The following is a 13,915-nucleotide window of genomic DNA, read 5'->3' as shown; positions in this document are numbered from 1 at the left end:
CAGTTATAGCCCGTATACTCTTTGGAGCAGTCTATGAAGAACCTCGTTTCGCGTTTCGTGAAGGACGAATCCGGCGCCACCGCCATCGAATACGGCCTAATCGCCGCCGGCATCGCGCTCGCGATCATCACCGTCGTCACCAACCTCGGCAGCACGCTGAACGGCAAGTTCGGCTCGATCTCGACCAGCCTGAAGTAAGTAAGACTGGACGACTTAAGAATTTCGAGAGCCCCGTCCCCGATGGGGCTCTTTTCTTTTGGGCGATGCAGCTGCAGTCGGACGACGCCTAAGGTGTATGGTTCAAGTCGCCCGCTTGGCAGGCGCCTCACCATGCGGCTCAATATCCCGCCGCAAACCACCTGAGAGTCCGCCGCAGACGCACGCCTCGAAGGAGAGCTGAAGGCAAGCTTTCCGCCATGGTCTTCTTCTTACGCGCAAGGTCGCGAGAGCCAGCGGCCTTGTTTGGCTCACCGTGATGCGGAAGGTAGCTGCGCCGGTGCGTCATCGCGGACGTGAACCACGACGATGTCATCCGCATAGAGCCGCTTCCACCCCGGCAAATGGTCCATAATTCTCGCGGCGGGAATGCTGGTGTTCAGCAACGTCGCGTCGATCCGGTAGGTCTCGAGCAGACGCAGCAGAGTCTCGACGTTCTTGCCCTCAACGGCATCGAAGTAGTCGAGCACAAACTGCTCTCCATACAGCTCGGCACGGCCATCGATGAAGCTCTTGATGTTGCGGGTGATCAGATAGCCTCCGATCGGAGCGGTGCTAAAGATCCGCTGCGCGTGCCGCCGTTCGAGCAGGTCGACCGCAGCCGCGGGACTCTGATTGGCAATAAAAGCATACCGGTGCGGCGTCGCATAGGACCGGGTGATGCTCCAGCCGGCGACGACGATCACGAGCGCCGCAATTGCGGTGATTGTAAAGGACAACCGCGGTTCTTGCGCCACAGCTCTCGTCAGTCCCAATTGTTCGGCGAACGGCTTTGCGACCACGAGCGGGGTCAACAGGGCAAAGACCTCGATGTTTCTGACGTGGGTGAGTGCCGCCCAGGTCAGGCCTAGCAGCAGAAGGATGCGGGTCCACCGCAGCGTCAGTCCGCTGCAATAGCCGATAGCGATCAAACCGAGCAGGGCGGCTTCAAACGGGCTGAACGAGCTGAAGTCGGCCGGCATCCACTCCCAGATCAACGAGAGCAGCTTACCGAGGCTGAGGATTTTCGTGGCGCCGAGAAGCGTGTCCCAGCCGTAGGGCGTGCAACAGCTCGCGGCAAGCGCAGCAAGCCCGAACAAGGCCCAGCGCGCCGCCACTGCAAACCGGTCGTTGCGATCGGCGGCTACGATTGCATCGAGGCCAATGGGTCCAATCAGGACCAGCCCCATGACGAAACCGCCGTGAAGATTGGCCCACAACGCCATCAAGGGCAGCAACAGCCAGGAGGGCGCAGTGCGCCGATCGGCGGCCGCCAGCAACCCGCCGACAAAGGCAAGCATGACAGGCAAGGCCAGCATGTGCGGGCGGGCGAGAAAGTGGCCGACCGACATCGCGAGCAGCGGAGTGAGGAGCAGAAAGGCGCGCGCAGGTTCCAGATAGGGCTCGAGCAGGTAGACGAAAATCGCCGCAGTCACACCGATCGCGAGCGATGTCAGGATCACTGCGCCCGACCAGTTCGATGGTTCGTAAACAAGCGCGAACAGCACTTGTGACAGCCAGGAACTCGAGATCCAGGCCTCGCCGGCCCGGGTAAACGAATAAATATCGTTGTAGGGCAGCGCGCGGTGTTCGAGGATCCACTGCCCGATCTTGATCTGCCACAGCGTATCGGAGTCGCGCAGCATGACGTCGCCGATGCCTAGAAAGAACACGTAGACAATGGCGCCAATGCAGAACGGCATGAGCCAGCGCGCAACGCCGCGGAGGGGAACGCTGCTCGTGATGGAGATCGACATTGCACTCTCGGAGTTGAATGACCACGCACAACAGCGCGTCAGCACCTGAACATGATCGCTTTTAAGTTGAGGTAAACTGGACCGGCTTGCCGCGGCCCAGCGGTGCAAGGATGCCTTTACTACTTGCTTGCAGCTCAGAGCTGCGTGGCGTTCGTATGCCCATTTGTACCTTGTCATCCACCCTGAATAGTTGTTCAGTCCTTGCGGGGCGATTTGCATCTTTCGACGTGACGAAGCGTTCGGCCGCGGGGCGTGGCTGGCGCGTGGGGACAGGAAGCGCGCCATGGTTTATCGGCGGACGCATCAAGTGGTGAAGCGCCTTGCGGCCCGGCGCAGTGCGATATTGGCGGCGGCGCGGGAGGCTGCGGCCGAAGGCGGGATGGCGGCTGTGCAGATCGCGCCAGTCGCGCTCCGCGCCAATGTTGCGGCGGGGACGGTCTACCGCTACTTCCCGTCCAAGGCCGAGCTGATTTCCGAATTGATTGCCGAGGTTTCGCGCGACGAACTGGCGGCCATCCGGCGGGCGGCCGACGGCGCGCCGGGGCCGTCCTCGGCGCTGGCGGCCGCGGTCACTACCGTGGCGGTCCATACGCTGTCGCAGCGCAGGCTGGCCTGGGGCATCTTGGCCGAGCCCGTTGACGTCGATGTCAGTGCCTCGCGCCTCGCCAGCCGCCGCGAGATCGCCGGCGAGATCGCGTCCCGGATCGACGCCGCCGTGCGCGCCGGCCATCTGCCGGCGCAGGATACCGCGCTCGCTGCCACCGCGCTGCTCGGCGCGCTGCATGAATCCCTGGTCGGGCCGCTCGCGCCCGACAATCTCGAGGATCCCGTCAAGATGCGCGACGCGGTGCAGACGGTGACGCTGCTTGCGCTGCGTGCGGTAGGCGTCATGGACGCCCGGGCCAGGGGGCTGGTGGTGCAGCAGACGCTGCTGCCGACCACGAAGGCGCTGGTTGGGGCGTAAAATCCGCCGCGCCATCCGGGCGGAGGCCTGATTGCGCTCAGGCCGTTGCTCGCACAGGGCTTTTCGAAAAACCGCAGCACGGGCGCCGGACCGGCCTTCTACTGTGCATGGGGTTGTTTTCGTAGTTTTTGTTTGAGCAGCCGGATATCAGATATGGGCGTCGTCCTCGGGGCCGACCGAGGCGATGCGCACCATGTTGGTGGTGCCGGGGATGCCGAGCGGCACGCCGGCGACAATGATGACGCGCTGGCCGGCCCGGACGAAGCCGTCCCGGAACGCGATCTGGCCGGCGCGGCCGACCATGTCGTCCTGGTCGCGGGCATCCTCGGCCACGACGCAGTGCACGCCCCAGACGACGGCGAGGCGGCGGCCGGCCGTGATGTTCGGTGTAATCGCCACGATCGGCGGCTTCGGCCGCTCACGTGCGACGCGCACGGCGGTTGAGCCCGAGCTGGTCCAGCAGATCAAGGCGGGCAGGTCGAGCGTCTCGGCGATCTGGCGCGCGGCGTCGGCGATGGCATCACCGGCGGTAGATTCCGGCGCGGGGCGCTGCGCCATGATCACCGACCGATAGGTCGGGTCGCGCTCGACCTCCTCGCCGATGCGGTTCATGGTCGAGACCGCCTCGACCGGGAACTTGCCGGCCGCCGATTCCGCCGACAGCATGATGGCGTCGGCACCCTCGTAGACGGCGGTAGCGACGTCGGAGACTTCGGCCCGGGTCGGCACCGGCGACTGGATCATCGATTCCAACATCTGGGTCGCGATCACCACCGGCTTGCCGGCGCGGCGCGCCATCCGCGTCATCTGCTTCTGCAGGCTCGGCACCCGCTCCAGCGGCAGCTCGACGCCGAGATCGCCGCGCGCCACCATCAGCGCATCGGAGGCCTCGATGATGTCGGCGAGGCGGTCGATCGCCTGTGGCTTCTCGATCTTGGCCATCACGGCGGCGCGGCCACGGATCATCTTCTTGGCTTCGAGCACGTCGTCGGCCCGCTGCACGAAGGAGAGTGCGATCCAGTCGACGCCGGTGACGAGCGCCGCCTCGAGGTCGGCGCGGTCCTTCGGAGTCATCGCCGAGACCGGCAGGTCGGTGTCGGGCAGGCTGACGCCCTTGCGGTCGCTCATCTTGCCGCCGACCACGACACGCGTCACCGCGTGCTGCTTCGTGGTCTCCTCCGCGATCAGCCGCACCTTGCCGTCGTCGAGCAGCAGCGCATGGCCGGGCCGCAGCGCGGCCAGGATCTCCGGATGCGGCAGGTGGACGCGCGTGGTATCGCCTGGCGCCTTGTCGGAATCGAGGGTGAAGGTCTGGCCGTTCTGGAGCTGGACCGCGCCGTCAGTGAAGGCGCCGAGCCTGAGCTTCGGGCCCTGGAGGTCGACCAGAATGCCGATCGGCCGGCCGTAGCTCGATTCGACGTTGCGGATCGTTGCCACCAGCTCCCGCATCTTGTCATGCGGGGTGTGGCTCATGTTGATGCGAAACAGGTCGGCGCCGGCCTCGAACAGGCGGCGGATCATCGCGAGGTCCGACGAGGCAGGTCCCAGGGTCGCGAGAATCTTGATACGGCGAAGGCGCCTCATTGCTTACTTCCAGACGGGGGCGAGGGCGCTGGCGGGAGGCCAGTCGGGGGCGGCGTACCACCGGGCGGGCTGTTGGGCAAACCGGGAACCCCGCCCGGGCCAACCGTGCCGGGCAGGCCAGGTACGCGCTGCTGCGCCGGTTGTTCGTGGGCGTCGGTGAGCTGGACCGTCCAAGCCCGCTGCTCGCCGGTATCGACCTCGAAATAGCCGGTGCGATCGTAGCCGCGCGCTAGGCAATCCTCGGTGCCGCGGATGGTGAACTCCTTGTCGCGCGAGCACATGAAGGCTTGGCCCGACCATTCACCGCCACGGTCGTAGTCGATGGCGTAGATGTAATAATAGCGGGCGACCAGCGTTCCCCGCAGCAGCGTCTCGCAGGAGCGGGACGAGATGTTCCACCAGCCCTCGGTGGTCCAGCCTTCGGCGTCCTTGTAGCCGAGCGCGATTCCCACCCGGCTCGACGTGTTATTGCAGAGGCGGAAATCGGCGGACGCCGGGCTGGTCCAGAGGCATAGCAGCGCGACCGCCAGCACCGGGACCAACCGGGCGAGCACGCAAAGGGGGGAGCGGGGAGATTCGGCGATCATTGTCGCGGAAGCTATATCAGATCATTGACGATTTGGCGTGGCGCCGCAGAACCGCCCCAAGGAGCGGTAAGGCCGGCTGCCGGCTCGTTTGCGCCGTGATATAGCAAAATCTGTGACAGGACCCACCTGATCCCGTAAGGGTGACCGCCATCGGGCGGCAGGGCACAATTCAGGGCCAAGGAATCCAGCTATGGCAATCGACGACAAAACCAGAACGGAGCTCGAGGCGGCCGCTTTCCGCCGTCTGGTCGATCATTTGAGGACGCGCACGGACGTCCAGAACATCGACCTGATGAACCTCGCCGGCTTCTGCCGCAACTGCCTGTCCAACTGGCTCAAGGACGCCGCCGACGCTCAAGGCGTCGCCTTGAGCAAGGAGGAGAGCCGGGAGGCCGTCTACGGCATGCCCTACGAGACCTGGAAGTCGAAATACCAGGGCACGGCCACGCCGGAGCAGATCGAGGCGATGAAGAAAGTCCATCCCCGCGGGCACTGAACGACGGCCTGCTGAGTCGGGTCACACAACAGCTTTCTTCAAGCAGCCGCAGGAAGGTGTGGGCGCACTGTGGACGAGCGCGATGCTGCCTTGAACGCCGGGAGCACCAACCCTAAGGGTCTACCCAGCACGCGCGGTGAGGATGCCGGCGTCACCTCGTTTTGCCAGTTCCATTGGGAGTACCAAGATGGCCATCTCCGCCGCCGTCCGCGACGACGAGCCCGCGACGAAATTTGCCAAGGACCAGCTCAAATCCATCATCGAGCGCATCGAGCGGCTGGAGGAAGAGAAAAAGGCGATCTCGGACGACATCCGCGACGTCTATGCCGAGAGCAAGGGCAACGGCTACGACGTCAAGGCGCTGCGCACCATCGTGCGCCTGCGCAAGCAGGACCCTAACGAGCGCGCCGAGGCCGAGACCATTCTCGAGACCTACATGCAGGCGCTGGGGATGATCTGAGGCGCCCGGGGGGCGTTGCAGCGCACGAAGCTTGGGCGAAATCCCTTCATCTGCTAGAGTGCCCGGTGAAGGGACCGAGCGATGGATGTGCCGGGACCAGAGCGCAGGCTTGCCGCGGTCCTCGCCGCCGACATGGTCGGCTTTAGCCGGCTGATGGAAGTCGACGAGGCGGGTACCCTTGCGCGCCTGAAGACCCATCGGGTCGAGCTCATCGATCCGGCCATTGCCAAGAATCGCGGCACCATCATCAAGACGACGGGTGACGGCATGCTCGCCGAATTCCACAGCGTCGTCGATGCCGTGCTTTGTGCCGCCGAGGTTCAGCGCCGCATGGCGCGACGCAATGCCGATGTCCCGCCGCCGCGATGGATACAATTCCGCATCGGCATCAATCTTGGCGATGTCATCGTCGATCAGAACGACATTTTCGGTGACGGCGTCAACGTCGCAGCACGACTGGAGGCGCTGGCCGAACCTGGAGGGATCTGCGTTTCAGGCGCGGTGCGCGATCAGGTGGGCGACCGGCTCGACGGAGTTCAATTCGACGATCTCGGCGAGCAGAACGTCAAGAACATCGCTCGCCCGATCCGCATCTTCCGCATTCGGCTGGCGGAAGGGCCTGCAAGCCTGCCAGAGGCGACGAAGGCTGTTACGTCACCAATTGTCTCAAAGAAGCCGTCCATCGCCGTGCTGCCGTTCGCCAACATGAGCGGCGATCCGGAACAGGAATTCTTCGCCGACGGTCTCACGGAAGATATCATCACCGAGCTCTCGCGCTTCCACGACCTGCTCGTCATCTCGCGAAACTCGACCTTCGTCTACAAGGGCAAGGCCGTAAAGGTCCAGGACATCGGCCGCGAGTTCGGGGTCGACTATGTCATCGAGGGCAGCGTGCGAAAAGCCGGCGGGCGTGTCCGCGTCACCGTGCAGCTGATCGACGCGGAAACCGATCGCCACATCTGGGCTGAACGTTACGATCGCGAGCTCGAGGATATTTTCGCCATCCAGGACGAGATGACCCGCGCGATCGTCGCGACGTTGCCTGGTCGCGTCGAAGCGGCAGCGCATGACCGCACCAAGCGCAAGCCGACCGAGAACATGCGCGCCTACGAATGCGTGCTGGCTGCAAAGCTCCTGCATCACCGTTCAACACGCGAGGACAACGCGCAGGCGCAGATACTGCTCAACCGGGCGCTGGCGATGGATCCGAATTACGCCCACGCCCACGCCTGGAAGGCGTGTGTGCTCGGCCAGTGCTGGATCTATGGCTGGTGCGCTGACCGCGACGCGACTTTCGAGCAGGTGGCTGCAGAACTCGAAATCGCGTTGGCACTCGACGAAAACGATGCAGACGTGCACCGCATCCTCGCCGCGCTCAACCTGACGCGCCACGACTATGAAAAAGCCACTTATCATCAGGAGCGTGCGCTGGCCCTCAACCCGAACTACGATCTGGTTGTCGTGCAGCAGGGAGAGCTCCTGACCTGGCTGGGCTTGCCTGAGGAGGGAATCGACTGGATCAGGAAAGCGATGCGGCTCAACCCTCATCATCCCGAGCGATTCTGGAGCCATCTCGGTCGCGCGTATTATTGCGCGGAGAAATACGCCGAGGCTGCCGAGGCGTTTTCAAGGATCACGCGGCCCGACTATACCCATCACGCGTTCCTTGCAGCGATATTCGCGCAGATGAACAATGCCGTCGCGGCTGGCGCTCACGCCGCGGAGGTCCTGAAGCGCGAACCCGGGTTCTCGGTGGCAGCCTATCTTGCAACCCTGCACTACAAGCGCGAGATCGATCGCGAGCGTCACGAATCCGGGCTCCTCAGAGCTGGCCTGCCGGCATGATCGATACGCGCAGCAAGAACAGGGCAGGCGAGAGGTTGGCTGGGCCGCGGCTCTCAGCGCAGCGCGGCAGTGCGCATGACGAAGGACGTCGTCTCGAGCTTGGCGGTGGCGCTACCCGAGAAACTGTCGCAGGACAGGCCCTGCATCGGGTCCTCGACAAAACCCATCGCGATCACAGCGTGCGGCTTGACGAAATAGCGGCGCAGCGCCGCGGTATCGAGCTCGCCCATCAGCGTCACCGACATCGCACGGCTGGCGCTCGGTGAGAGCATCACGATCTTGAGCCAGATGCTGTCGCCCTTGGCCGCGGAGAGCCGGGTCGCGGTTGCGATCCTTCCATCGATGCTCTTACCGACCACCGTGTTGATCTCGGCCTGAGCGAGGCTGCGCGTCGTGGAAGCGGTACGAGCGGAGCGCGGGATCGGGGCAGAGGCGGCGACGACATTGGCGCGGTCGACCGGCGAGGCGGATGCGGGGGCAAAGGCCAGCGCCTGATAGGCCGCGCTGGAGACGCTCGCGGTGGCTTGCGGATCGCTGGCGGGGGCGAGTGCCTGGCGCGCCTTCAACGCTGCGACCTGTGCCGGCGTCGCCTGCTGCGGCGCGGCCGGGATATCATCCCAGAAACCGCGGGCATTGATGATGTCGGCCGGGGTCTCGGGCTTGGCATCGGCAGATTTGGCGGTCGCCAGCTTGTCAGCCACGGGCTTCGGCTTAGGTGGCGCAACGATCTGCGCGTCGGCCGAGGCGAGCTGGAGCGTTGCAGCGATCTGCGGCTTGGCGCGCGGCGTCGGCACCGGCTCGGCGGACTTGGCCGCGGCGGCGACCACGGTCGGCGTCGCCGGTTTCGCGGCCGGCGCCGGTGCACCCTCGTCATCCTCGTCGCTGCTGGCGGCCGGAGCCGCCGACCTGCCCTTGAACAAGGCGGCGAAGAAATTGGTCTTGCTGCCGGAATCGTCGCCGCTGCCGCGTCGCTCGATCTCGGCCTTGGCGAGCTCATAACCCTTCAGCGGAACGCCGTCGGTCGGCAGATGCACTGTTTTTCCGTCCGGGAAGACGCGGGCGAGCTGGTCATGCGTCATGCGCGGCCAGTGCCGGATGCTGCCGGTGTCGAGGTGCACGAAGGGCGAGCCGGAGGTCGGATAGAAGCCGACGCCGCCACGCTGGAGGCGCAGGCCGGCGAAGCGAATCTGCTCCAGCGGCACGCCGGGGATATAGAAGTCCATCGCGTGGCCCAGCATATGCTGGCTGAAGCGCGCCACACCGGAGGAGCGGCGGCGGAGCATGGCGTTGGTAGCGGGGGAGCGGTAGGAGGAGATGATCTGGATCGGCTGCTTGCCGTCGACGTCGCGATAGACTTCCCAGAGGATGTCGAACAGGCGTCGGTCCATGACCGTCTCATCCTGGGTGCGCCAGTCGCGCAGAAAGTGGTTGAGCTGCTTCAGCGCGGCTTCGTCATACCGGCCGTCGCGCTTGAAGGTGACGGTGAGGTCTTCGCCGGAATGGGTGTGATGAAAGGAGAGCGTCTTGGTTTCGTTCAGCGCGGCGGCATCATGAACCGAACCTGCGGCAGCAAGCAGCAGTGCAGCAGCGAGGCCGATCCTGGATCCGGCCTTCACTCCCGCATGGGACAACGACAGCACAGCGAATTGGCGTGCGAGACCAGTCAGCACGTATGAGCCCACCCAGTCGACGAGCGTTCAAAATGGACTCTCCCGCCAACCCCGTAGCAGCGCGAAAGAGGATGAACGCTTTCTTAAAGCGAGAAGGTTAATTCGAGGTTGACCTTCCCGCCCCCAAACCAAGTCAGAATACAATCCTAAACGGTTGACTGTGGCAAAAAAACGCCCGCTGTCCGGGCCGAGGTTGAGGGTGGTTAACGTTAAGCGACGCCGTCCAAGGACGGGGTCGCTGATTTTATTGCAGAATTTTATAGAGGGAGCTGAGCCTCAGCGGGTGAATACCCGCTGCTGCGGTCGGCGGCCCACCGGTGCGGGCGGCGCCGGCGGGGTCGGCGCCCCGAACAGCCGTTCGAAGAAATTCGGGCCGGATGAGCCAAAGCCGCCGCCATTGTTGGCCACCGCCACCCCTGACGGCAGCGTCGTTGCCGGGCGCGAATAGCTCGGCTGCGAATGCGCTACGACGGCCTCGAGGTCCTTGCCGCGGTTGTTCTTCAGGATGTTGATCATGGTCGCGTCGCGGCCATAGATGTCCTTGCGGAACTGGAGCTTGCCGGCGTCATCCACGAACGCGGTCTGATAGGTGATGTTGACCGGGATCGGGGTCGGGAATTTCAGGTCGATCTCGCCCTTGCCGTACATGCTGCGGACGCGCTCGGGCGTATACTTGTCGTTCGGCATGGTGATATTGAGCAGCACGGACGCGTACTGATCCGGATTCTGCACACGCATGCAGCCGTGGCTGAAGGCGCGCTCGTCCCGGGCGAACAAATGCTTGTCCGGCGTGTCGTGCTGATAGACCAGGAACTTGTTCGGGAAATTGAAGCGGATGCGGCCGAGCGCGTTGGCTTCACCCGGCGGCTGCGAGATGTGCACCGAGCCGTCGCGGTTCTGCTCGAGCTTGAGGCCCATGCGCTGAAGCACGGTCGGGTCCTGCTGAAGCGCCGGCAGATATTCGTTGTAGACGATCGACGGGGGCACATTCCAGGTCGGATTGACCGTGATGTACTTCATCGTCTCGGTGAGCAGCGGCGTCGCATGCGTGCCCGGTTTGCCGGTGACGACGCGGGTGCTCCAGACCTGCTGGCCGCGCTGCATCACCTTCAGCGTATAGTCGGGAATGTTGAGGATGACATAGGCATCGCCGAGTGAGGACGCCCCGAGGTCGCGCGGCAGCCAGCGCCAGCGCTCCATGTTCACCAGCACCACGTCGATCTGCTTGTCGCGCTTGGGGGTGTTAAGCGCCTTGACAGTCTTGTCGTCGAGGATGCCGGTCGCCTTGATCTCGGCGCCGCTCTGGAATCTGCGCACGGCGTCGGCGACCGCCGCGTCATAGCGGGTGTCATTCGCGTTCTCGGTGATGCCGAGCTTGGCGCGCAGCTGCGGCACGCGCGGATCTTCCACGACGATCTCGGCCTGCTTCTTGCCGGCCGGGGTGTATTTCAGCGCCGGACCGTCGGCGATCTCGATCAACGGGCCGCTGCCGTGGCCGCGGAGCTCCGCGAGCTTGGCCTTCAGCTCCTTGTAGAGCTTGTGCGGCGGGTTGTAGCTGTCGAGCGCCGCGGACGCATCCGTCGCGGTCGTGACCTTGGCAAGCACTTCGTTCGGGTCGACCGGGTGCTCGGGATAGAGGATGTCGCCGCTGACCTGCGACCAGTGCATGCGGCCACTCTGAGCGTGCCGCGCATAGTCGAACATGCTGGCGGTGAGTTTCAGCTCGGCATCGGCGAGCGTATCGGGCGTGGTCGCGGCGGCGAAATCCGGCACCGGATAGTCGGCCGGATTGAGGCCGTCGGAGGCCGCGTCCTTCAGCCGCGCGATCACACCCTTGGCTGCAGCGGTCAGGCTGCCGCCTTGCGTCCAGACCGGCGCAAAGTCGCGCGCACCGTAAAACTTCTCGATCGCCGCGCGTTCGTTCTTGCGGTCGAAATGGCGCGACGTCTTGGCGCCGATGATGTCCTTGAGCCTGTCGGCGACCGGCTGGTCGGCAGCGGGAACGTTGCTCGCGGCCTTCACCGGCTCGGCGGCCGGAGCCGGGGCCACAGGCGCGGCTGGCGTTGCCGTCGCCGTGTCTGCCTTGGTGTGTTCAGATGCGGCAGGCTCGGTCTTCGCGGATTCGGTCTTCGCAGGTTCGCTCTTGGCCGTCTCGCTCGTCGGCGCCTCAGTGGCGGGCGAGGTGGCGACATCGGAAGGCCTGGTCTCGACCTTGTCGGGCGCCGGTGCGACTTCGGCCTTCACGGGCTCCTTCGCAGTGGCCTGAACGGTGGCGGTGGTATCGAGCTTGATGTCGGAGGCGGTTGGAGGCGGGACGTTGGCCGGCTCGGGGCGCGGGATCGCGGCCTCGATTGCGAGCTCGGCGGCGCTGCTGCGCGTCTGATCCTGCGCCAGGGCTGAGCTGGCCGACACCGTGAGGAAGGTTGCCGCGACCGTCATCAAGACACGGTCAAAGCCTGCACGGTGGTTCAAACAGTCACGCATTGTGTCACACCCCTCGGGTGAACTGTCCCTCGTGGAACAGCTTCGTTATCGTCGCTAAATCTTCGGCTAAACGCGCCGGCCTCTCGAAAGTCGCACGCCTGCACGCAACGATTCATACGCAGACGATATACGGGCCCCGTTTTTGCGGCCAGCGCTACCCGGGACAACTCACGACAAACTGACGTCAAGGCAGCCTTCTTGGCAACGAATTATGCGCATGCCCCACGCGCTTTTCCCTGTGTCTGTCACTTCCAGGTCACGGTTCACGTCGCGGCCAAATTTCACCGTGATGCGAAGGGCTTGCGGCCTCTTCGCGGCAACAGGCAATCCGCTGTGCAGATACGGCTCAGTGCGTCTCCTCGTCGCTTTTCCCGCCATGGCCGGGCACCCCTGCTTCGTCGAGTTTGCGGTAGAGCGTGGACCGGCCGATTTTGAGGCGGCGGGCGACTTCGGACATCTGCCCGCGGTAATGCGAGATCGCGAAGCGGATGATTTCGTTCTCCATGTCCTCCAGCGCGCGGACATCTCCGCTCGCGGTCAGCATGCAGAGAGTTCCCGCCGACGGGAGGGGAGCAATCGGTATTTCGTTACCCGATACCAAGGAAGGCGCCGCAATCGGCTCGAGCATCAGTGGCGCAGTCGGAATCTCGGTTGCGGGATGCGGCTGCGAGGCGAGCAGGGGAAAATCGCCGAGGCCAAGCTGGTCGCCGTCGCTCATCACCACCGCGCGGTAGACCGCGTTTTCGAGTTGGCGGATGTTGCCGGGCCAGTCGAGCTGGGCGAGGTGCGCCACCGCTTCGCCGCTGATGCCGGTGATGGTGCGGTTCTCCTCGGCGGCAAAGCGCGCCAGGAAATGCCGCAGCAGATGCGGAATGTCCTCGCGCCGGGCGCGCAGCGAGGGGATCGTCAGCGGCAGCACGTGCAGGCGATAAAACAGATCTTCGCGGAAGTGCCCCTGTTTGACCCGCTCCAGGAGCTTGCGATTGGTCGCGGAGATGATGCGCACGTCGACCTTGACGGGCTTGCGGCCGCCGACCGCCTCGACCGCGCCTTCCTGGAGCGCGCGCAAGAGCTTGACCTGCGCCGTCAGCGGCAACTCGCTGATCTCGTCCAGGAACAGCGTGCCGCCATGAGCCTCGACGAACTTGCCCATGTGCCGCTCGGTGGCGCCGGTGAAGGCGCCCTTCTCATGGCCGAACAGGATGGACTCGACGAGGTTGTCGGGAATCGCGCCGCAATTCACGGCGACAAAGGGTTTTGCCTTACGCTCGCCGCTGCCATGAATGGCGCGCGCGAACATCTCCTTGCCGACGCCGGACTCGCCCTCGATCAGCACGGGAATCGAGGAGTTCGCCGCCTTCTGCGCGGCGCGCATCACGCCTGCCATCGCCTCGGAGCGGGTGATGATGTCGGAGAAGCTCAGGCGGCCCTCGCGGCTGTGACGGATGCGCTGCAATTCGCCCTTCAGTGCGGAGGCGTTCAGCGCGTTGCGCAATGAAACCTGAAGCCGCTCCAAGCCGACCGGCTTGACGACGAAATCGGCCGCGCCGGCGCGCATCGCCGAGATCACGTTGTCGATGCCGCCATGCGCGGTCTGCACGATGACGGGGATGCTGAGGCCCGCTTCGCGGATTTTCGCCAACACACCCATGCCGTCGAGGCCGGGCATCACGAGATCGAGGATGACGCCGTCGATGGTCGGGGCGTCGGGAGCGGTGAGGGCAGCGATCGCGGCGTCGCCAGAATCCACGACGACCGTCTCGTAGCCGCATTTCTGCACCATGTTTTCGACCAGCCGGCGGGCTACAGCGTCGTCGTCGGCGATCAAAATACTGGCAGCCATGGTGTTCCCTGCACGCTACAACTATCTGTC

General features: G+C 64.6%; 11 protein-coding genes. 5 read left to right on the top strand and 6 right to left on the bottom strand.

Annotation, left to right across the window (positions count from 1 at the left end):
* Positions 1 to 33 precede the first annotated feature (33 nt).
* Positions 34 to 198 (top strand): Flp family type IVb pilin, encoded by a 165-nt coding sequence (locus tag IVA87_RS12835; protein WP_247280192.1) that lies wholly within the window; start codon positions 34 to 36, stop codon positions 196 to 198.
* Positions 199 to 467: 269 nt separating this feature from the next.
* On the opposite strand, the gene IVA87_RS12830 is transcribed toward IVA87_RS12835, so the two are convergent.
* Entirely contained in the window at positions 468 to 2,237 is a 1,770-nt protein-coding gene (locus IVA87_RS12830; protein WP_346657747.1) for a hypothetical protein, read from the bottom strand.
* Here IVA87_RS12830 and IVA87_RS12825 point away from each other — a divergent pair.
* Positions 2,236 to 2,916 carry a TetR/AcrR family transcriptional regulator gene (locus IVA87_RS12825; protein ID WP_247301549.1) on the top strand — a complete coding sequence of 227 codons (681 nt, stop codon included), beginning with the start codon at positions 2,236 to 2,238 and terminating at the stop codon, positions 2,914 to 2,916. The genes IVA87_RS12830 and IVA87_RS12825 overlap by 2 nt on opposite strands.
* Positions 2,917 to 3,063: 147 nt before the next feature.
* Here IVA87_RS12825 and pyk read toward each other — a convergent pair whose 3' ends face one another.
* A complete protein-coding gene (gene pyk / locus IVA87_RS12820) occupies positions 3,064 to 4,500 on the bottom strand; it encodes a pyruvate kinase (protein WP_247301550.1) in 1,437 nt (478 codons plus the stop codon).
* Positions 4,497 to 5,087 (bottom strand): DUF1036 domain-containing protein, encoded by a 591-nt coding sequence (locus tag IVA87_RS12815; protein WP_247333754.1) that lies wholly within the window; start codon positions 5,085 to 5,087, stop codon positions 4,497 to 4,499. The genes pyk and IVA87_RS12815 overlap by 4 nt, the downstream gene beginning before the upstream one ends.
* Before the next feature lie 190 nt (positions 5,088 to 5,277).
* Here IVA87_RS12815 and IVA87_RS12810 point away from each other — a divergent pair, with 190 nt between their 5' ends.
* The 3 genes from IVA87_RS12810 (at position 5,278) to IVA87_RS12800 (ending at position 7,888) form a co-directional block, all read left to right on the top strand.
* Positions 5,278 to 5,583 (top strand): DUF1244 domain-containing protein, encoded by a 306-nt coding sequence (locus tag IVA87_RS12810; protein ID WP_247301554.1) that lies wholly within the window; start codon positions 5,278 to 5,280, stop codon positions 5,581 to 5,583.
* A gap of 187 nt (positions 5,584 to 5,770) precedes the next feature.
* Complete coding sequence (locus tag IVA87_RS12805; protein WP_247301556.1) at positions 5,771 to 6,043, top strand: DUF2312 domain-containing protein; 273 nt, start codon at positions 5,771 to 5,773, stop codon at positions 6,041 to 6,043.
* A gap of 81 nt (positions 6,044 to 6,124) precedes the next feature.
* Positions 6,125 to 7,888, top strand: a complete 1,764-nt coding sequence (locus tag IVA87_RS12800) for an adenylate/guanylate cyclase domain-containing protein (protein ID WP_247301557.1) — start codon at positions 6,125 to 6,127, stop codon at positions 7,886 to 7,888.
* A 53-nt stretch (positions 7,889 to 7,941) separates the two neighbouring features.
* Here the strand turns inward: IVA87_RS12800 and IVA87_RS12795 are convergent, their stop codons facing one another.
* The 3 genes from IVA87_RS12795 to IVA87_RS12785 form a co-directional block, all read right to left on the bottom strand.
* A complete protein-coding gene (locus IVA87_RS12795) occupies positions 7,942 to 9,558 on the bottom strand; it encodes a DUF882 domain-containing protein (protein WP_247301558.1) in 1,617 nt (538 codons plus the stop codon).
* 276 nt (positions 9,559 to 9,834) lie between these two features.
* Positions 9,835 to 12,042, bottom strand: coding sequence for a L,D-transpeptidase family protein (locus IVA87_RS12790; protein WP_247333753.1), 2,208 nt, complete (start codon positions 12,040 to 12,042; stop codon positions 9,835 to 9,837).
* 346 nt (positions 12,043 to 12,388) lie between these two features.
* Positions 12,389 to 13,885 (bottom strand): sigma-54 dependent transcriptional regulator, encoded by a 1,497-nt coding sequence (locus tag IVA87_RS12785; protein WP_247301562.1) that lies wholly within the window; start codon positions 13,883 to 13,885, stop codon positions 12,389 to 12,391.
* Between the last annotated feature and the right edge of the window lie 30 nt (positions 13,886 to 13,915).

Source organism: Bradyrhizobium sp. 147 (genome assembly GCF_023073935.1).
Classification (GTDB): domain Bacteria; phylum Pseudomonadota; class Alphaproteobacteria; order Rhizobiales; family Xanthobacteraceae; genus Bradyrhizobium.
This window is presented reverse-complemented; position numbering and strand designations above follow the sequence as displayed.

What these genes read in the sequence shown, in the direction of transcription:
- IVA87_RS12815 (WP_247333754.1), bottom strand. Translation starts at nt 5,087, where the DNA reads ATGATCGCCGAATCTCCCCGCTCCCCCCTTTGCGTGCTCGCCCGGTTG.
- IVA87_RS12790 (WP_247333753.1), bottom strand. Translation starts at nt 12,042, where the DNA reads ATGCGTGACTGTTTGAACCACCGTGCAGGCTTTGACCGTGTCTTGATG.
- IVA87_RS12830 (WP_346657747.1), bottom strand. Translation starts at nt 2,237, where the DNA reads ATGGCGCGCTTCCTGTCCCCACGCGCCAGCCACGCCCCGCGGCCGAAC.
- IVA87_RS12785 (WP_247301562.1), bottom strand. Translation starts at nt 13,885, where the DNA reads ATGGCTGCCAGTATTTTGATCGCCGACGACGACGCTGTAGCCCGCCGG.
- IVA87_RS12825 (WP_247301549.1), top strand. Translation starts at nt 2,236, where the DNA reads ATGGTTTATCGGCGGACGCATCAAGTGGTGAAGCGCCTTGCGGCCCGG.
- pyk (WP_247301550.1), bottom strand. Translation starts at nt 4,500, where the DNA reads ATGAGGCGCCTTCGCCGTATCAAGATTCTCGCGACCCTGGGACCTGCC.
- IVA87_RS12805 (WP_247301556.1), top strand. Translation starts at nt 5,771, where the DNA reads ATGGCCATCTCCGCCGCCGTCCGCGACGACGAGCCCGCGACGAAATTT.
- IVA87_RS12800 (WP_247301557.1), top strand. Translation starts at nt 6,125, where the DNA reads ATGGATGTGCCGGGACCAGAGCGCAGGCTTGCCGCGGTCCTCGCCGCC.
- IVA87_RS12835 (WP_247280192.1), top strand. Translation starts at nt 34, where the DNA reads ATGAAGAACCTCGTTTCGCGTTTCGTGAAGGACGAATCCGGCGCCACC.
- IVA87_RS12810 (WP_247301554.1), top strand. Translation starts at nt 5,278, where the DNA reads ATGGCAATCGACGACAAAACCAGAACGGAGCTCGAGGCGGCCGCTTTC.